This window comes from uncultured Pseudoteredinibacter sp., from assembly GCF_947502065.1.
Taxonomy (GTDB): Bacteria; Pseudomonadota; Gammaproteobacteria; order Pseudomonadales; family Cellvibrionaceae; genus Pseudoteredinibacter.
Map to the genome: position 1 here is coordinate 451,048 of NZ_CANMYE010000001.1, position 19,233 is coordinate 470,280.

Annotated in this window: 18 protein-coding genes; 10 read left to right on the forward strand and 8 right to left on the reverse strand. The window is 46.5% G+C overall.

Annotation, left to right across the window (positions count from 1 at the left end; translation table 11 throughout):
- The first annotated feature begins 170 nt into the window (after positions 1 to 170).
- A complete protein-coding gene (locus Q1A41_RS01965) occupies positions 171 to 2,495 on the forward strand; it encodes a TonB-dependent receptor (protein ID WP_299973954.1) in 2,325 nt (774 codons plus the stop codon).
- Between the two features lie 58 nt (positions 2,496 to 2,553).
- Here Q1A41_RS01965 and Q1A41_RS01970 read toward each other — a convergent pair whose 3' ends face one another.
- On the reverse strand, positions 2,554 to 3,000 hold the full coding sequence (locus Q1A41_RS01970) for a fibronectin type III domain-containing protein (protein ID WP_299973958.1): 447 nt from the start codon (positions 2,998 to 3,000) through the stop codon (positions 2,554 to 2,556).
- 263 nt (positions 3,001 to 3,263) lie between these two features.
- Here Q1A41_RS01970 and Q1A41_RS01975 point away from each other — a divergent pair, with 263 nt between their 5' ends.
- The 3 genes from Q1A41_RS01975 (at position 3,264) to Q1A41_RS01985 (ending at position 6,326) form a co-directional block, all read left to right on the forward strand.
- Positions 3,264 to 3,818, forward strand: coding sequence for a MarR family transcriptional regulator (locus tag Q1A41_RS01975; protein WP_299973961.1), 555 nt, complete (start codon positions 3,264 to 3,266; stop codon positions 3,816 to 3,818).
- A gap of 95 nt (positions 3,819 to 3,913) precedes the next feature.
- Entirely contained in the window at positions 3,914 to 5,308 is a 1,395-nt protein-coding gene (locus Q1A41_RS01980) for a cytochrome ubiquinol oxidase subunit I (protein WP_299976141.1), read from the forward strand.
- Between the two features lies 1 nt (position 5,309).
- Positions 5,310 to 6,326 (forward strand): cytochrome d ubiquinol oxidase subunit II, encoded by a 1,017-nt coding sequence (locus Q1A41_RS01985; protein ID WP_299973964.1) that lies wholly within the window; start codon positions 5,310 to 5,312, stop codon positions 6,324 to 6,326.
- 45 nt (positions 6,327 to 6,371) lie between these two features.
- On the opposite strand, the gene Q1A41_RS01990 is transcribed toward Q1A41_RS01985, so the two are convergent.
- The 6 genes from Q1A41_RS01990 to Q1A41_RS02015 form a co-directional block, all read right to left on the reverse strand.
- Positions 6,372 to 7,124, reverse strand: a complete 753-nt coding sequence (locus tag Q1A41_RS01990; RefSeq protein ID WP_299973967.1) for an SDR family oxidoreductase — start codon at positions 7,122 to 7,124, stop codon at positions 6,372 to 6,374.
- Positions 7,125 to 7,168: 44 nt separating this feature from the next.
- Positions 7,169 to 7,933, reverse strand: a complete 765-nt coding sequence (locus Q1A41_RS01995) for an SDR family oxidoreductase (protein ID WP_299973969.1) — start codon at positions 7,931 to 7,933, stop codon at positions 7,169 to 7,171.
- Between the two features lie 96 nt (positions 7,934 to 8,029).
- Positions 8,030 to 9,004: an NADPH:quinone oxidoreductase family protein gene (locus Q1A41_RS02000; protein WP_299973972.1), complete on the reverse strand. Its 975-nt coding sequence runs from the start codon at positions 9,002 to 9,004 to the stop codon at positions 8,030 to 8,032.
- Positions 9,005 to 9,040: 36 nt separating this feature from the next.
- On the reverse strand, positions 9,041 to 10,066 hold the full coding sequence (locus Q1A41_RS02005; protein WP_299973975.1) for a phosphotransferase family protein: 1,026 nt from the start codon (positions 10,064 to 10,066) through the stop codon (positions 9,041 to 9,043).
- A 96-nt stretch (positions 10,067 to 10,162) separates the two neighbouring features.
- Positions 10,163 to 11,371 carry an acyl-CoA dehydrogenase family protein gene (locus Q1A41_RS02010; RefSeq protein ID WP_299973978.1) on the reverse strand — a complete coding sequence of 403 codons (1,209 nt, stop codon included), beginning with the start codon at positions 11,369 to 11,371 and terminating at the stop codon, positions 10,163 to 10,165.
- A gap of 49 nt (positions 11,372 to 11,420) precedes the next feature.
- Positions 11,421 to 12,098, reverse strand: coding sequence for a histidine phosphatase family protein (locus Q1A41_RS02015; protein ID WP_299973981.1), 678 nt, complete (start codon positions 12,096 to 12,098; stop codon positions 11,421 to 11,423).
- A gap of 267 nt (positions 12,099 to 12,365) precedes the next feature.
- On the opposite strand from Q1A41_RS02015, the gene Q1A41_RS02020 reads away from it, so the two are divergent.
- From Q1A41_RS02020 to Q1A41_RS02045, 6 genes are all read left to right on the forward strand, one after another.
- A complete protein-coding gene (locus Q1A41_RS02020; protein WP_299973984.1) occupies positions 12,366 to 13,283 on the forward strand; it encodes a LysR family transcriptional regulator in 918 nt (305 codons plus the stop codon).
- 84 nt (positions 13,284 to 13,367) lie between these two features.
- Complete coding sequence (locus tag Q1A41_RS02025; RefSeq protein WP_299973986.1) at positions 13,368 to 14,072, forward strand: response regulator transcription factor; 705 nt, start codon at positions 13,368 to 13,370, stop codon at positions 14,070 to 14,072.
- Entirely contained in the window at positions 14,059 to 15,297 is a 1,239-nt protein-coding gene (locus Q1A41_RS02030; protein ID WP_299973989.1) for a HAMP domain-containing sensor histidine kinase, read from the forward strand. Before Q1A41_RS02025 ends, Q1A41_RS02030 begins: the two co-directional genes overlap by 14 nt.
- 89 nt (positions 15,298 to 15,386) lie before the next feature.
- Positions 15,387 to 16,454, forward strand: a complete 1,068-nt coding sequence (locus Q1A41_RS02035) for a type 1 glutamine amidotransferase domain-containing protein (protein WP_299973992.1) — start codon at positions 15,387 to 15,389, stop codon at positions 16,452 to 16,454.
- A 158-nt stretch (positions 16,455 to 16,612) separates the two neighbouring features.
- The gene (locus Q1A41_RS02040; protein WP_299973995.1) at positions 16,613 to 17,422 is read left to right on the forward strand and encodes an ATP-binding cassette domain-containing protein; all 810 of its coding nucleotides are present in this window, start codon (positions 16,613 to 16,615) and stop codon (positions 17,420 to 17,422) included.
- Between the two features lie 27 nt (positions 17,423 to 17,449).
- Positions 17,450 to 18,064 carry a LysE family translocator gene (locus Q1A41_RS02045; RefSeq protein ID WP_299973998.1) on the forward strand — a complete coding sequence of 205 codons (615 nt, stop codon included), beginning with the start codon at positions 17,450 to 17,452 and terminating at the stop codon, positions 18,062 to 18,064.
- A gap of 55 nt (positions 18,065 to 18,119) precedes the next feature.
- On the opposite strand, the gene Q1A41_RS02050 is transcribed toward Q1A41_RS02045, so the two are convergent.
- On the reverse strand, positions 18,120 to 19,001 hold the full coding sequence (locus Q1A41_RS02050) for an alpha/beta hydrolase (RefSeq protein ID WP_299974000.1): 882 nt from the start codon (positions 18,999 to 19,001) through the stop codon (positions 18,120 to 18,122).
- Positions 19,002 to 19,233 lie beyond the last annotated feature (232 nt).

Genomic DNA, 19,233 nt, shown 5'->3' on the forward strand with positions numbered 1-19,233 from the left:
ATATTATTGAATTTCTTTTAAAGTTTTATTAATTCTACCGCTATCGTGATGCCGCTCTCATTAAGAGTGGCATGCTTGCATTGTCATATTTACATCACCGCTCCGTCATAAAGCCTTGTTAGATTGCTTTGCGTTTTATGCTATCGCACCCTAACAAAGGATTTAATCTAGTGAAGCCGTCATCCGTTTTTTCTAAGTTGTTACTAAGTAGTGCCATTTCTGCCATTGCTATGCAAGCTGCCGCAGAGAATGCCGCGAGCAATAATCCTGTTTACGAAGAAATTATCGTAACTGCACAAAAACACAGTCAAAACCTACAAGATGTTGCCAGCGCCGTTACTGCCTTAAAGGGCGACCAATTGGATGTTATGAATATCTCAGATCCTTTTGATATGAGTGATAAGGTTCCTGGTGTAGTGTTTAGTACGGTGCAGGGTTATCGCCGCACGGTCACCATTCGTGGGGTAGGTAATGAAATACCCGATAACGCCGGTACCAAGCCAGCGGTAGCTTTTCATGTTGATGGTGTATTTTTAGCGAATGACTATGCTTTAAACGCAGACATGATTGATGTGGAGCGCGTGGAAATTACACGGGGCCCTGATGGCACTTTGTTTGGTAATAGTTCCACAGGTGGTGCGATTAATGTTGTTACTAAAAAGCCAGACTTTGAAGAATTTTCCGGCTATGTAGATGCCACTGTGGGTAACTTTGATCAGGGAAATATCCGCGCTGCTGTCAATGTTCCTCTATCTGATAGTGTCGCAATTCGTGTGGCGGCGGCTCATCGCGAGCATGAAGGCTATACGCAAAATGTCTACTTCGATGACTTTTACTTAGATGACGAAAACGATAACACCGTAAAGGTCCAGCTGGCTTGGGACATTAGCGATAATTTTTCGGCGCTTGTCCAGCATCAAATTTATCGCAGTGATACCAATGGCCCGGCACTAAAAGGGACCTTTGATACCGTATCCAGTGATCCTCGCAAGGTATCCCATGACACTCGAGAATTCTACAAGCTGGAAAATGACATCAGCAGTTTGCATTTAAACTGGGATGGCGAATTGTTTAATGTCAGCGGTATTTTTAGCTATCAAGAATACGATATGAAACGCTTGCTGGATGTGGATCGTACCTCTTTGACCGCTAATGATCCTGCACCTTTACCATTGGAAGGACGCCTTGATCTTCTGGGTGAGGCACCGCTGCCACAGTTTATCAGCGATCTTAAGCAGCAAGATGAATCAAAAACCGCAGAAATCAATATCACCTCAAATGACGATAGCTCGCTGCGTTGGGTCTTAGGAGCCTTTTACTTAGATACTACGGTATTCAGTAATACCAGTAACTTCTTTGATGCCGGCCGCGACGGCAACCCAATTAGCCAGCTAATTGCGGGGCCCAATGTATTTGCAAACAATCCGGATTTGGATTTTATTAATGCGGATTACCGTAATTTTCAATCTCGTTCGATCTTTGGTCAGTTTAGCTTCAATATTAGCGAAGCCTTCGCGATCACAGCAGGCCTGCGCCACACCAATAATGAGTTCCAAGATGAGCGCTGTAATTTCAATTGTGTACCTGATCGCGCCAAGATATCCAGTCGTCCAGCAAATAAAACCGATAATGTGACTGGTAAAGTTGCCCTGGAGTATCGTCATAGCGATGACAACTTGCTCTATGCATCGATTGCCACAGGCGTGAAGCCGGCCGGTTCTAACAGCAGTAGTGATACTCGATTCTTCCCAGAAGTATTTGATAAAGAGTTGGTAACGGCCTATGAAATTGGTTCTAAGAATATGTGGTGGGATAATCGTGTGCGCTTAAATGCCGCGGCCTTTTACTACGACTATGAAGATTACCTGTTTGAATCCAGCGGCATTGGCCGATTTGCAGCAGGCGCATCTAACTTGCCAAAGGCGGAAATTTACGGCTTAGAAATTGAAGCCGATGCTGCACTCAGCGACAGCCTAAACTTAGCTTTTACTCTAACGGCTATGGAATCGGAAATCACCGAAGGGCGTGATGCTATTGACCGAGCCACCGCAGAAAACGCCACCACCGGCCTTCAAATCAGCGGTGCTTCCACTGAAGACGTAAATGCTGCTCGTGAGGCAACAGCGGTTAATTTAACGGGCAATGAATTAGCGAAGATTCCAGACTTGGTGGCCAACATTCGCTTAAGTCACCGATTGGAGTTAGATCAATTGGGCAGCTTAACAACAACCTTTAGCCACACCTATCGCGGTGAGTATTTCGCTCGGGTATTTAATTCACCAGAAAGAGATGTAGTGGATTCCTACAACATCAGCCACTTGAATTTCCGCTATCAGCCCAATGGCGCCAAATGGAATGCCGAGCTAAACATTCAAAACCTATTTGATAAGGATGCGATCTCATCTCGTCATACCGATACCTATGCGCTGGGCATGACCAGTAATCAGTATTTGGCCCCTAGAACTGTGAGTTTGGGGGCGCGGTATAAGTTTTAGTGTTTTTGCGTATCTATCAAGCTACTTGCCGCCCATGAAGGGGCAAGTAGCTTTTCATTTACTGAGCTTCCAAAGATTGTTTAACTCTTTGTTCAGTCAAATCATAAATTGTCGAATTATGAGATTGGTCGAAGACTGTTGAAAAATGAAAAGCGTCGCTTTTACGAGAGCGGTTTCCCTCGCTATCGACTGATATGATGTAAGCGCGGTATTGTTGATTTACTGCAAGCTCATCGATAATCATTTGGCTCTCACCTACGATAGAGTAGGCGTTTTCTTCTTTAAAGTTTTTCTCGGTACCTTCTTGAAATACATAGATTTGATATTCAATGCGATTCTGCGCAGTTTTATCGTCTTGGCTTTCAGTCCAGCGTAGAGTCACTGTGTTGCCAGCCACAAAAGATATATCAATGGCGGTAGGGCTAGGTGCAGATGATGCTTTGGCTTGGCTTCCATAAAGGCCTATAAAGCCAATCAAAATTAGAGCTCGTATCAGTAGTTTCATAGCGCTTGCCTGTAGAAGATGTTCACAGCGCCAATCTATAACTCGAATTGGTATAGCAAAATAGGCCAATGGGTTTAACTGTGCTGGGTGGTCAAATCTGTGTTGGCTTAGCCTCTGTGTCCTTGAGTGTAGGCGTGAGCATAGCCTCACATATAAATCATTTACCCTTTAAGACTTGATCTAGGGCAATTAAAGTTCTAAACTTTCAATAATTTCTGAAAATACAGAACTTGCTGAAATTAGCCGAGTTAAGGATTTGATTTATGACCATGACGCCGCAAATAGAGGCCTTTGTTTATCACTTTGGTGAAATGGGTAGTCGTTGGGGCTTTAATCGCACGGTGGGGCAGATGTATGCCTTGATTGTGCTGAGTGAGCACCCGCTATGCGCCAATGACTTGAGTGAAGCCCTGAAAATCTCCCGAGGCAATGTCAGTATGGGCTTGAAAGAGCTGCAATCTTGGCGTTTGTTGCAGGAAAAACGCGTTCCTGGCGATCGTAAGGAATACTTCACTGCCGCTGGCAGTATCTGGGATATGGCGATCCGAGTGTTGGAAGAGCGCCGCCGTAGGGAAGTGGACCCAACGCTAAGCCTGCTGCGCGATACCTTGCTCGAAAAGCCCAGTAACGATCAAGAAGTCTATGCCCAGGAGAAAATGCAAGAAATTCATGACTTGCTAGAGCTTTGTGGCGGTTGGGCTGATGAGTTATTAACCATGCCCCCTAGTAAGCTGAAGACCTTGATGAAACTTGGTAGCGGCATGGGCAAGGTGCTGGAGTTTACCGATAAGCTCACCTTGCGCAGCCCGGATACCTGACGCCTTTCCTAAGATTGGCTTTGTAGCCTTCTCGCTCTAAGCCACAGCTTTTCAAATCTCGCTTTTTTAAATCCACGAGGTACATCATGGATATTGTGATCGATACGATTATGTTATCGAGGGTTCAGTTCGCCCTGAATATCAGCTTTCATATCTTGTTTCCCACCATCACCATCGCACTGTGTTGGGCGTTGCTGTTTTTTAAAATTCGCTTACACCAAACCGGCGATGAAGTTTGGATGCGCTGTTATCGTTTTTGGGTAAAAATCTTTGCCTTAACTTTTGCTTTGGGTGTGGTCAGTGGTATTACCATGTCTTTTCAGTTTGGTACCAATTGGCCGGGCTTTATGGAAAAGGCCGGCAATATTGCGGGCCCGCTACTGGGCTACGAAGTGCTGACGGCCTTCTTTCTAGAGGCGACTTTTTTAGGGGTGATGTTATTTGGTATTGATCGTGTAACACCGCGTATGCATACCATTGCTACCGCCATTGTCGCCCTAGGCACCACGGCTTCGGCTTTTTGGATATTGGCGCTAAATTCTTGGATGCAAACACCAACAGGCTTTGAAATTCGAGACGGTGTTATTTTCCCTGTGGATTGGTGGGCGGTGATATTTAATCCATCTTTTCCCTATCGATTCTTCCATATGTTATTGGCCTCTCTGATTACCGCTTGTTTTTTATTGATGGGCGTATCGGCCTATCGATTGCTAAAAGGCGATCACAAACCCGCACCTAGAATTACCTTAAAGCTGGCTGCCATGGTAGCGGCAGTGGCCGTGCCGGTGCAGATTTTTGTGGGGGATTTGCATGGCTTAAACACTCTAGAACATCAACCTGCAAAAGTGGCTGCGATGGAAGGTGTGTGGGAGACAGAGCGTGGCGCCGATCTATTATTGTTTGCTTTACCCGATGAAGAAAAACGAGAAAACCATTTTGAAGTTGGTATTCCCAATATGGCCAGTTGGATTCTCACTCATGATGCCAATGGCGAAATCAAAGGGCTGAATGAATTCAAAGGTGAGCACCCACCAGTGGCGCCGGTGTTCTGGAGTTTTCGGGTGATGGTGGGAACAGGCTTACTGATGTTGCTGATTGCCTGGGCCTTAAGCTGGCAGCTATGGCGAAAAGGTGAGGCCAGCCCCTTGCTACTCAGAGCGACGGTAGCGATGAGCTTCTCCGGTTGGTTAGCGACCTTGGCTGGCTGGTATGTTAGTGAGATTGGAAGGCAGCCCTTTCTGGTACAAGGTGTGCTGACGACTTCCGAGGCTGCTACCACTATTCATGAAGGCAATGTGTTGTTTTCTCTGATTCTTTACGCGGTTCTTTATGGCGGTTTGCTTGTGGCTTATATCCACACGGTGTTTTTGATGGCACGAAAATCGGCCAAGTTAGAAGCGCCAAATACCAATAACAGCGGTATTGAAACTGGGGTCAGATCCCAATGGGATCTGACCCCTAACAGCACTCAAGCAAATAAAGGAGCCTAAGATGAATCTACTCGGTGTATTAATTGATCCTAACTACCTAGGCCCAATATTTATTGGTCTAATGGCCTTGGCTGTTTTGGTTTATGCAATCCTAGACGGCTATGATCTTGGGGTGGGCATTGTGCTCCATCGTCAAGACGAGGCCATGCGTGACACCCAGATTGCCTCTATTGGGCCTTTTTGGGATGCCAATGAAACCTGGCTGGTGCTCGCCATTGGCTTGATGCTGATTGCTTTTCCTGATGCCTATAATATTTTGCTACAAGAGCTCTATGTGCCTGCAACTATAATGTTGGGCGGTTTAATTTTACGTGGCGTGGCTTTTGATTTTCGGGCAAAGGTAGCCATGGAAAACAAAAACCTCTGGGATCATATTTTTAGGGCGGGCTCGTTGACTGTTGCTCTCTCTCAGGGCTATATGTTGGGGCAATATATTTGTGGCTTTTCAGATGATGGTTTGACGATTGTATTTTCGCTGCTTAGTGCCTTTGGTGTGGCCGCGGCATACAGCTATATCGGCTCTTGCTGGTTGGTGATGAAAACCGAAGGTGAATTGCAAAAATACAGTGCTAAGGCGGCTCGGTTAAGCGGGCTATTAATGGCCCTTGGTATTGCCTCGGTGTGTATTGTAAACCCTTGGATAAATCCCGAAGTTTATGATCGCTGGTTCAGCTTTCCTAATAACCTTTTATTGTGGGTAATCCCCATTATTAGTGCCGCGATATTTCTTTTTGCTGATCAGGTGCTAAAGCGCGTGCCAGCCGAAAATGACTATGGCTGTTGGATTCCTTTTGTTTTAGCCGTGGTGATTTTTCTAAACTGCTTTCAAGGCATTGTAGTGAGCTTTTACCCCGATGTTATTCCCGGGCGCTTGAGCCTATTTGATGCGGTGGCTGCACCGGAAGCTCTGGGCTTTATTTTCTGGGGGGCGGTAATTGTGGTGCCGGTAATTCTGGCCTATACGGCTTATTCTTATCGAGTGTTTTGGGGGAAGGCGACTGCTTTGCGCTACTTCTAGGCTTGTAGTGGGGTCAGATCCCTGGGATCTGACCCCGGTAGGTGGTTAGATGGCTGATACCGCGCCATCTACAGCGATGGCTTGGCCGGTCATATAGCTGTTGCCTGGAGATAGGATCAGCATCATGGCATTGACCATTTCTTGTACGGTGCCGTAGCGACGCATTGGGCAGCCGCGTACTAGCATATCTTCCACGCCATCTTCTTTTAGCATGCCTGCACCAATATTGGTTGGCGAAAAGAATGGGCAGATGGCATTTACGCGTACGTTTTTAGCAGCGTATTCCACCGCAGCGGTTTTGGTAAGGCCGATTACGCCATGTTTTACTGCAGCGTAGGGGCCAAGCTTAGGTGCGCCGCCGATGCCTGCCATAGAGCTAACATTTAGAATAGCGCCGCCATCTTTTAGCATATTGGGAATCTGGTGTTTCATACCCAACATAACGCTCTTCAAATTAACTTCATACTGACGATCAAAAATATCACCCGTTTGCTCGTGGGTGGCCAGCATTTCATGACCAACGCCAGCATTGTTTACGGCAATATCTAAGCGACCAAACTTATCTGCAGCAGCTTGCACTAGTGCTTGGCAATCTTCTTCTTTGCTAACATCAATGCGCAGTAATACGGCATCATCGCCATAGGCTGCACTGGCTTCTTCTAGGCCGGCAATATTAATATCGCCGAGCACTAGTTTGGCGCCACGCTCGTGCAAACCTTTTGCTAGTAAGGCACCAAAGCCACTGGCAGCGCCAGTAATTAAGGCAACTTTACCGCTAAAATCTAATAATGAATCCATAGCTTATCTTCTTTGTAGAGCCAGCCATAAGACCGGCCTGAAAATTAAACAATCATACCGCCGTCGACGACGATACATTCACCGGTGGTATAGCTTGATGCATCTGATACCAAGTACAAGACGGTACCAGCCATTTCACGGGGCTCGGCGTGCCGCTTCATTGGAATTTTATCTACGGCCATTTGGTAGATTTCATCGTGGGTAAATAGGGCGCCGGCGAACTTGGTTTTAGTCAAACCAGGCAGTAGTGCATTACAGCGAATGCCATGTTCGGCGCACTCACGGGCGAAGGCTTTGGTCATACTGACAACCGCCGCTTTAGTGATTGAGTAAATCGCTTGTGCAGGGCCTGGGTGAATGGCATTTACAGAAGCGGTATTTACAATGGCGCCACCGCCGTTTTCCTTCATTAACTTGCCAGCTTCAATCGACATAAAGAAGTAGCCGCGAATATTCACATCGACTGTCTTATTGTAAGCGCCTAAATCGGTATCTAAGATATGGCCAAAATAAGGATTGGTCGCGGCATTGTTCACCAGAATATCCAGCTTACCGTGCTTCTCGCGAATGTAATCGAAGGTATTGCTGATGTCTTCCATGTTACCTACGTGGCAAGCCAAAGCTTCGGCGCTGCCACCGGCTGAGGTGATAGCATCAACGACATTTTGGCAGCCTTCTTTTTTACGAGAAGTTACCATGACGTGAGCACCTTGCTCAGCCAATAATTTGGCTATCTCTTCACCGATGCCACGGCTGGCGCCGGTTACTAGGGCGATCTTGCCGTTTAAATTAAATAATTCTGTACTCATGTTACGCTCCATAAATCGCGGGTGGAGTTGTTTGTAATATTGCAGCTTTTAGTCATGCTGCTTTATCTTAAATTTTGCTGTTGTTTATGATCGTGATTATGGCACTAAGACCATTTTCCCTTTCACTTGTCGGCCCATGACTTTTTCTAAGGCGGATTTAGCATCACTGAGCGGGAGTGCTTCATCGACTACCACTTTAACCTTACCTTGTAGGTACCAGCCTAATAGCTCGCGCATATTATCGGCAAAATCTTTTGGTTGATGGGCTGTAAATGAACCCCAAAAAACGCCAACTACCGAATAACCTTTTACCAAGGCTAAATTCACCGGGAATTTAGGGATGTCGCCAGAGGCGAAGCCGATAATCAATAAGCGGCCATTCCAGGCCATGCAGCGACTGCAAGCATCAAAGGCATCGCCACCAACGGTGTCGTATACCACATCGATACCTTTACCATCGTTAATGGCTTTTAGCTCGGTTTTTAGGTCTTTCTCTTTGTAGTTAATGAGAATGTCAGCACCGTTTTCTTTAGCCAGCTGTAATTTCTCTTCACTGGAGCAAGCGGCAATAACCGTAGCCCCCATAGCCTTACCAATTTGCACAGCGGCCAAGCCGGTACCACCGGCAGCACCGGTTACTAACAGGGTCTCACCTGGCTGGATATTGGCGCGCTGTTTTAGGGCATGGTGTGCGGTAGCATGTGCGGTGGTTAGGCCTGCGGCTTCTTCATCGCTAATACCGTCTGGAATTGGAATAAGATGCGTGGCGGGGCATAGGGCTTTTTCAGCATAGCCGCCTACACCGACGAAACCGATAACGCGATCGCCCGCTTTTACATGACTTACACCATCACCGACTTCACTGACAACGCCAGCAACTTCAGAGCCGGGGGTAAAAGGGAAGGGCGGCTTCATTTGATATAAGCCTTGTACCATTAAGCCGTCAGGGTAGTTCACGCCAGCCGCTTTAATATCCAGAACGACATTACCTGCACCTGCAGCAGGTGCATCTACGTCTTCATAGCTGAGTTTTTCTAGTGGGCCAAACTCGTGGCAAACAATCGCTTTCATTCTCGTTTCCTTGTAATTATTTTTCTGGCTTTAATCTTATGCTTTTGCAATGGTATCCAGTGCAAACTGGGCCATCGGTTTCACATAGGCGCCCATGCCAGCGGCTTTCTTGCTGGAGGCATTACCGTCGGCGGCGCGCTTGGCAACACCCTGAATAATGGCCGCTAGGCGGAAGTAGCTAAAGGAAATATAAAACTCCCAATTTGGAATTGAATCCATACCCATACGCTTGCAGTACTGAGCCACGTATTCTTCTTCTGAAGGAATATTCAGCTCGGCGCGATCGACGCCCATTAAACCTTTCATATCACCGGCGCCAGGCATGCGTAGCTGCATACACTGATAGGCAAGATCGGCATAAGGGTGGCCAAGGGTGGAAAGCTCCCAGTCCAATACGGCGATAATGTTTTGATTGTCTTGATCGAACATCACATTGTCTAAGCGGTAGTCGCCGTGTACCAATGAAACCCGTCCATCGTCTTCTGGCTGATTGTTTTCAAGCCAATCAATCAGCTGGTCCATTTCTTCGATTTTATCCATCTCTGAAGCGCGGTATTGCTTTGTCCAGCGATCTAGCTGGCGGGCAAAGTAGTTACCAGGCTTACCGTAATCTTCTAGGCCAGCAGATTTTAGATCAACGCTGTGCAGAGCCGCTAGAACACGGTTCATTTCGTCGTACATTTTTCCGCGTGTGGCATTATCTACTTCGGGTAGCTGGGCATCCCAATGTACATTGCCATCGCAAAATTCCATGACGTAAAACATAGAGCCAATAATGTCGCGATCTTCACAAAGGTGGTAAACCTTGGCTACTGGCACGTCGGTATCAGCAAGGGCAGCCAACACGCGGTATTCACGGTCAACGGCGTGGGCACTTTTCAGTAACTTGCCTGGAGGTTGGCGACGTAAAACGTAAACGCCAGACTCGGCGCTGATTTTAAAAGTGGGGTTGGATTGGCCACCTGGAAATTTATCCGCGCTGATAGGGCCTTTAAATCCTTCGATATTGGCTTCTAGATAGCTTGCCAGTTTAACCACATCTAATTGGCTAACATCTGCCATGGTGATTTCCTCGTATTTTTACGATTTGTTTTTAACGACTTGCTTTTAACAACAAAACCGGGGCATGCCCCGGTTGTTTAATTCTTCAGTTTTCGCTTAAGCGTGTGCTTTGGCCAAGTTGCGACCCAGCTGCATCATGTGCACCTGATCTGGGCCATCAGCCAAACGAAGCGTACGCTGGCCAGCCCACATATGTGCTAGGAAGAAGTCCTGGCTCACACCGGCAGCACCGTGCATTTGGATGGCGCGATCAATAACGTCAAGTGCAACATTCGGCGCAACAATCTTAATCATAGCGATTAAGTCTTTAGCATCTTTGTTACCAGCGCTATCCATTTTATAAGCGGCTTTCAAAGTCATTAGGCGAGCTTGCTCAATCTGGCAGGCCGATATAGCAATGTCTTCACGCACTGATTGGTTTTTAACAAGAGGCTGACCAAAAGCAACACGCTCATTGGCGCGTTTGCACATCATTTCTAGGGCACGCTGTGCCGCACCGATAGAGCGCATGCAGTGGTGGATACGGCCTGGGCCTAAGCGACCTTGAGCGATTTCGAAACCGCGGCCTTCGCCCAAAATAATATTGCTAACCGGTACACGCACATTATTAAAGATAACCTCGGCGTGACCTTCTGGAGCATCATCATAACCAAATACATGCATTGGACGTTTGATTTCAACACCTGGCGTTTTTACGGGCACTAAAACTTGAGATTGCTGCATGTGGCGGTTCGGATTCTCTGGGTCAGTTTTACCCATCACAATCATAATTTCACAGCTCTCGCGGCAGGCGCCAGAAATGTAAAACTTACGGCCATTAATAACGTACTCATCACCATCACGAACGATAGAGGTTTCGATATTGGTGGCATCAGAAGAGGCAACTTCTGGCTCGGTCATGGCAAAGGCTGAGCGAATCTTGCCAGCCAATAAAGGCTCTAGCCACTGCTTCTTCTGCTCTTCATTACCGTACTTGGCGAGTACTTCCATATTGCCAGTATCTGGAGCGGCACAGTTAAAAACTTCTGGTGCCCAAGCAACGCGGCCCATCTCTTCGGCGAGCGGTGCGTATTCAAGGTTAGTTAAACCACCGGAGTATTCACCATAGGCAAGTGGTAAGAAGAAATTCCACAAGCCAGCTTCTTTGGCCTTGGCTTTTAGCTCTTCCATAATTGGCGGAGTTTTCCAGCGATCGGCATTAACCTGCTCGTGGAAGGTACCTTCATTAGGGTATACATGCTCGTCCATAAAAGCACGAACGCGTAGTACTAGATCTTTGACCTTATCGCTGTATTCAAAATCCATGGTTTTCTCCAGGTTGTTTTTATAAGAGCGTTATAAAATTAGCTTGATATTAACTATAAGTTACTGCATCACTTCGATCGTTATCATCCAAGTGGGGAATACTGTTAAAGCTGGCGAGGCGCACATTTCTTGGGCTAAATACAAAGCGGCTGACGCTGGAATTAATGACCTGCATATTGATGTTCATTACCATATCGTCGCCATAGCCCAAAATATGTTTCATGGCCATTGCGATGGCGCCACCAGAGCTGACCACCAAGAGCTTCTTACCGGCGTAGTTATCTTGAATAAAAGCCAAGGCTTCGCCTACTCGTTGCTCAAACTGCCCCCAGCTTTCCGGAACAGGAGCGCTTAGCTCATCATTACGCCATGCTTCCATGGCTTTTTTGAGTATTTTGAAGAAAGGGCGTGCATCACTTTTATCGCTGGGCATTTCTTGCGGGAATTGGCGCAGGTAAGCACTAACCACCGAGTGGAAGTCAAACTCATTAAGGCCGCCGTGTTCGGTAAAAGCGTCTCGATTAAGCCCTAAACCCTCGCAAATGCCTTGTGCGGTTTCGCGATGGCGAACTAATTTACCGGTGATGATGTCATCAAACTGTCGATCTTTTTGTTGAAAGTACTCACCTAGCCAGCGGGCTTGTTGCCAGCCTAGATCTGACAGCTGGTCATAGTTATCGGAGCCAAAGGAGGCTTGACCGTGACGTACTAACAAAAATTCAGACATATCTCACTCTAGATTCACTTTGAAAGTGGCCCAAAAGCCATGAAAAGAGAATATTGAAGTGGTCACTATCATTGAAGTTTATTATTTTAATGTTGCATTATTAATTTTAGTGATTATGATCTAGGGCCAATTTAAAGAGTATATTGGCCGGATTAGACTCAAATTAGAGCTAGGGAAGCTCGCCAGTTGAGTTCTATTGTTTAGGTCCTTCCATTGAAAAGGGCCTTTTAAAAAGGGCCTAATGAGTAGCAACAGGGTAGCCACAGCATGCGCTTGAGCCAGGTAGATTTAAATTTATTTGTCGTGTTTGATGCCATCTACACCGAGAAAAACCTTACTCGGGCGGCAGAGGTGCTGTGTATTACTCAGCCAGCAGTCAGTAATGCGCTAAATCGCTTGCGTAAAACCTTTGATGACCAGCTATTTGTACGTACCCCAGATGGCATGATGCCCACGCCGGTAGCCGAAAACATCGTGGGCCGGGTTCGTGAAGCACTGCAGTTACTAAATATGAGTGTTCAAGAGGGGGATAAGTTTAGCCCTGAAACCTCAGAGAAGGTCATTGCCTGCAGTATGAACGACCTGGGCGAAACCTTGATCTTGCCGCCCATAATGTCTCACTTACAGCGTCTTGCCCCCAAGATGACACTCACCAGCTATTACGTACCCCGTGAAGATATGGCTAAGGAGCTAGCCGCCGGCAGCTTAGACTTTGCCATCGATGTACCCTTAGTGGTTGATAATAATCTTTGTCATGCGCCTTTAAGTGGGGAGGACTATGTTTGTGTGGTGCGTCCTGACCACCCGGCCGTTCGCAACGAGCTAAGCCTAAAGCAGTATCTAGAGCTCGGGCATATTAATGTATCGAGCCGCCGCAAAGGCCAGAGCATAGTCGATCACGCCTTGAACGGTATGGGCATGAGCCGTAACATCAAGGTGCGGGTTCAACACTATATGGTTGGCGCAAAAATTGTCGCCAATACCGATCTAGTGTGGACGCTGCCTATTCGACTCGCTCGCCAATTGGATTTTAAAATTCTACCTCTGCCTTTCGATGTGCCAGCCCTAAATTGGCATCTGTTCTGGCATAAAAGTGCCGATGACGACCATGCGAATAAGTGGCTTCGTAACCTGTTCTTACATGGCATTCAGGACGGCATTGCCTTGATCGATGAGGTGGAGTAGCTCTGTTTGAGTGGCATCGCTTAAATTGCTAGATTTCACTTCCATTTCACCCCATCAGCTGTAGTCTGGTAGCCGGTACAAGGATTGATTAAGGGCTGCGAAGACTTGAAGGTTTTACTGATAGAAGATAATGCAACAATCGCAAAACAGGTGCTTGAATTTTTAAGCGCTCACGGTTGCGAGTTGGACTATGCTGAGCGCGGTAAGCGCGGAATTGAGCTGGCGAGCGCTGAAATCTTCGATGTGGTGTTGCTTGATTTAAATTTGCCCGATATCGATGGTTTGGAAGTTTGTGAACAAATCAAGCAACAGGCCAGCGTAACACCCCCCATTTTAATGTTAACAGCACGTGATAGCTTTGCCGATAAGGCCGCTGGCTTTGGTCAGGGTGCAGACGATTATCTAAGTAAGCCTTTTGATTTGCGAGAACTGCTGCTGCGCTGCCAAGCTTTGTCTCGACGCAATCAATTGCACCGCAGCCAGCAGCTTAGCTTAGGTTGTTTGCAGTTGGACATATCACAGCAAAAAGCAAGTCGCGAAGGGCAGGACATAAAGCTCACCAGTATCGGTTTTCAGATTCTGGCTTTGCTCGTTGAAAGCTATCCCCAGCCGGTAAGTCGCTCCTTAATTAGCCACAAATTATGGTCAGATTCCCCTCCTGATAGCGATGCTTTGAAATCGCACATTTATTCTTTACGCAAAGCGCTCGACAAGCCCTTTGATAAACCGATGTTAAAAACCGTGATGAATCTTGGCTACAAACTGGAATTAACAAATGACAGTGATTAAGAGTATACGTCAACAGGTTCTTTTGTTGTTTATGGGCTATGCCGTTGGCATGGGGTTGTTGTACTTGGCGCTAACTACGATCATCGCTTATGTGGTGGAAGATCATATGATTTACAGCTTGCTAAAAATAGAAGCGAGCTATGTTAAAGAGCATCATAGAAAAACAGGGCAATTACCGGAAAGTCGCTTAAGTTTTGGGAGCATTCACCCCAGCTCTGGTTTGGAGGTGGCTACAGAGTTAGAGCAAATCCTTAAAAAAGATTTTGGCAAAGCGATCGTCGAAGTGGCTGGTGATGATAATGAAATTTTTACCCGCGATGATGACCACTATCACTACCAGTTGATTCAAATGGAAGGTGGGCAGCAGGTTTACCTTATTGCTGAAGTCTCCGCTTTACTGGTAGTAAGTAAAAGCCCTGTATTACTGCAGCTATTTCTTGCGGGGTTTGTGATTACCTTATTGTTGGCCTTTTTACTTGCCGTAAAGATGGCATCGAAAACAGTAAAGCCGGTATTGCAATTGGCTGGGGCGGTAAAAGAGAAGCAGCCATTGCCAAACTTACAGTTTGAGCTGGGTGACTTATCGCAAATTTTATCAGAAGCTTTTGAGGAAAGGGATAAGGCCTTACAGCGGGAGCGAGATTTTAGCAGTGATGTTAGCCATGAATTACGTACGCCATTGACGGTGTTGAGCAATACCTTAACCTTGGCAGAGCGGCGGCCATTGACGGAATCCGATATACAACAGTTACGTCATATCGACCAGCAAATGCAGCAGACTGTCGATACCTTGCTGGCATTAGCTCGCCGGGAAAGCCTGCAAGAAGAATCTATTTACCTTGCGCCGGTTTTGGAGCAAACGTTGATGGATTGCAGTTTGGCCGCCAATAAGGAGCTTGATCTAAACATGGCGGTCCCAGAGCATTTGGCGGTGAACGCAAACTCCAGTTTGCTGACTTTGTTATTTACCAACTTAATTAACAATGCCTTGTATCACGGCGACTCAAATCAGCTAAGCATTATGGTCGACGACGGTATGTTGATCTTTCAAAATCAAAGCAATAAGACCTTGCCCGCTAACTTCTTTGATATTGGCGTAAAAGGTGATGATAGCCCGGGCATTGGCCAAGGCTTGTATCTAGTGGCTAGAATTTTAGAGGCTATGCAAATGAGCTATGAAATTCAGCAGGCTGATGGTCTATTTAGCGTAAAAATTTCACTCTGATTTCACCACCCTCTCTTTAAGCTGTCTCTATCCTATTCATTCTTCTTCATTGATTGCTAAGTGAAGTATCGAAAAGAGAGAGCCAGATCATGCTAAAGAAAATTTTGATAGTTTTAGCTATTTTGATAGCTAGTGTATTTGCAGCTGGTAAGTGGTTTTTTAGCCTATTACCTGATGCCTCCCATTACGAGGGAGTTAAAACGGCTGAAGTGAAAGATATTCCCTATTTAAATCAAGCTCGGCCGGAAAACAGAGGGAAGATTTTAGCGGTAGTGACCAGTGTTGATCAGATGGGTACGAGTGGAAAGTCTACGGGGTATGAATTAACCGAGCTGGCCCGTGCCTATTGGGTGTTTAAGGTCAATGGCTTTGAGGTGGACATTGCCAGCCCCTTAGGCGGCGATGCGCCAAAGGTTTTGGATGGCGATGATATGGGGGTGTTTGATTACGCCTTTCTCAATGACGGCTCAGTGCAACAGCAATTGGAAAATACCCTGCGCATCGAGGATATTAATCCGCTGGACTATCAAGCGGTCTACTTTGTTGGTGGCAAAGGCACTATGTTTGATTTTCCTGGCCATAAAGCTATAAAAAGCCTTGTTAGAGATCTCTATGAAGCGGGCCGAATAATCGCCGCCGTATGTCACGGCCCAGCAGCCTTGCTTAATGTGCAGCTTAGCGATGGCCGCTGGCTAATAGCTGATAAGAAAGTCAGCAGCTTTACGAATAGTGAAGAGTTGTTTTTGATTCCAGAAGCTCGCGAAATATTTCCATTTCTATTGGAATCAAAGTTAATCGAGCAAGGTGCAAACTTTATCGGCGGTACAGACTATTTAGAATTAGTGGTACGTGATGGTCAGATAATTTCAGGGCAGAACCCATGGTCGGTATGGACCTTGGCAGAAGCGACAGTGGAAGCCTTAGGTTATGAGCCTGTAGCCCGTGTTAGAACCGCTGAGGAGCATGCAGTAGATTTATTGGCTGTATATGAACAGCAGGGTTATCAAGCTGCTATCGATCGTCTTTCCGAGCCAGCGAAGAACTATGAGCGAGTCCTTGTTTTAATGCATGGGGTGCTGGCATTTATGAAGTTTGAACTGATCAAGGGGTGGGACATGCTGATGCTAACCCAAAAAATTAAGTCAGCTCAGCAGTAAGTTGGAATCAGCTTATGTCCTAGCTACAACTACAACTACAACTACAACTACAACAACTACAGCCATCACAGCTAGAAAGCATGTTGTCGATGGCTGTTCGCAAGCTTCAAAATTCGTTACTATGCGGCCTGCTTAAAACGATTCAGGTCACGTCTTCAATGCCCGCCTTGTTAGAAATTAAAAATGTGAGTGCCCATCAAGGCAGCCAACAGGTATTTGCCAATTTAAACTTAACTATTGAAGAAGGCGAAAGAATCGCAATCTTGGGCCCTAATGGTGCCGGGAAATCTACTCTCTTAAAGCTACTCAGCCGAGAAATTTACCCAAAAGTGAATGCGGGTAGCTATGTAAAAATCAATGGTAGCGAAACCGTTAAGGTTGATGAGCTCCGCCAGCAAATAGGTATGGTTTCCCACGATCTTCAGGCTTCCTATAACGTCGTTAGTACTGCCTTGGAAGTGGTGGTTTCTGGTTTTGTGGGGGCTATCGGTTTGTTATACCAGCATTACCCTTTGGAAGATCATCACTATCAGCATGCTCTGTCGAGCTTGCAGTTATTAGGTTTGGCGGAGCTGGCTGAACGTAAGTTTCACCATTTATCCACCGGCCAACAGCGGCGAGTACTGCTGGCAAGAGCAATGATTCATCAGCCCAAAACGCTATTGTTGGATGAGCCAACCGCCGGCCTTGATGTAAAGGCCAGCTATGAATTGTTAGACCAGCTGTCAGCGCTTTGTAAAAACAGCCCAGCAAACGACGCTGGATCAGAGCAGGGTATATTGCTTTGTACCCACCATATTGAAGAGATAATCCCTGAAATAGAGCGCGTGATTCTTTTACGCAATGGAGAAATCATGGCCGATGCTCCTAAAAACGAAGTTCTTAAGCCTGAATTTTTAAGTGAGCTTTATGGCCTGCCATTGCAGCTACATCAGCACGACGGCTATTTTCAATTGCAGCGTGCTTAAGACTACAAAATTCGAGATTTCAATACGATGGAATGGGCGCTAGTAGCGGTATTTGTACCCACCTTTTTCTTGGTGTCGATTAGCCCGGGAATGTGTATGACCCTTGCCCTAACATTGGGTATGGCGATTGGTGTGCGTCGTACTATGTGGATGATGGCCGGTGAGCTACTCGGTGTGATCTCTGTGGCAGCGTTGGCAGTGCTAGGGGTTGCCCAGTTACTTATGCGCTGGCCCACGGCCTTTACGGTAATTAAAGTTGCCGGCGGGGCTTATCTTTTTTATATCGGAATTCAATGCTGGCTATCGAAAGGTAAGTTAGCTTTTGTGCAGGGCGAAGCTCGTTCACCTGGGCGGGGCGATCTATTTATGCAGGGTTTACTGACGGCCTGCTCAAACCCAAAGGCTTGGGCCTTTAATATCTCTATTTTGCCGCCGTTTTTGGATTTTGATCGTCCTATAACGTTTCAATTACTAACCATGCTGGCTCTAATTGCGATTTGTGAATTTATCTCTATGACGATCTATGCAAGCGGCGGGCGCAGTTTGCGTTATCTTTTGGAGAGGGATAATGGCGCACAGTACCTCAATCGAATCTCCGGCAGTTTGATGATCGCCGTAGCTTTATGGATGTGGTTCTTTTAGCGCTTTAGTTTCGGCATTTTATGGGGTGGGTAGATCTTGCACTTTCTAAAAATGCCTAGGCTTGAAATTTTTTGATCCACTCTAAAATTAAGCGATTAATTTTCTCAGGCTGCTCTCTTTGCATAAAGTGCCCAGCACCATCAATAATATGCAGTTGATAGTCGGCCAAAAATGGCTTCTTGCGCTGTAAAATTTCAAACAATCGCACGTCCATACAGCCATCGTTTTCCCCGGCGAGAACCTGGCAGGGGACGGACACTTTTTTAACGCTTGCTGCTTGGCTAGCTTCACGCCCTTTGCGGTATAGGTGGCGATAGTAGCTCAAGCTTGCCTTTAGCACGCCAGGTTGTGACAGTGCTTGCTTTACAGGTTTGATATCATCTTGAGTAAAATCCCAACTGGGCGACCAGCGTCGCCATAGCCATTCGATAAATGAAAAATTGTTGCGACGGCACCACCACTCGGATATCCATGGTAGCTGAAAGAATGCAATATAAGCGCTGTTTCGGCGTTGTTTAGGGACTTCTTTTAGCCCCTGATTAAAGATCGAAAGATGAGGAATGGCTAGGCAATTTAAGCTAAGAAGGGCGTTCGGATACTGCGCCGCAAAAGCGTAGCCAATAATGGCGCCCCAATCGTGACCAATGAGGTGAAACTTGTCGATGTGCAGCTGCTTTTGAATGGCGCGAATATCTTCCACCGAATCCAAAACGAAATAGCTCTGACTTATCGAGCTTTCTTCATATCCACGTAAGGTGGGTGCGATGCAGCGGTAGCCAGCAAGCACCAGTGCATCAATTTGTGCCTGCCATGTGGTGGCAATATCAGGAAAGCCATGTAACAGCATAACGGCAGGGCCCTCGCCTTGGTCGCTGAATGAATATTGGCGGCCATCGATGTCGAGCTGTCTTATTGTATTTTTACAAGCTGTATTCATATCGTGCCTTCTTATGCTGTATCTGTGAATCTTCCCTAGATAGCATTATGCTAACAAGCTTCAACTCAGTGAAATATGGCCGAGTAGGATAAAATCTGGTCATTTAAGTCCAAGAAAACTCATTCGAACTTCATTGATTGATTGGGCTAGAGCAGGCATTTGACTGGCCCAAAATAAACCAAATAAGCAGTAGGGCCAATTTACAAAAATTTGCCCGGTTTTCCTCCGCTGA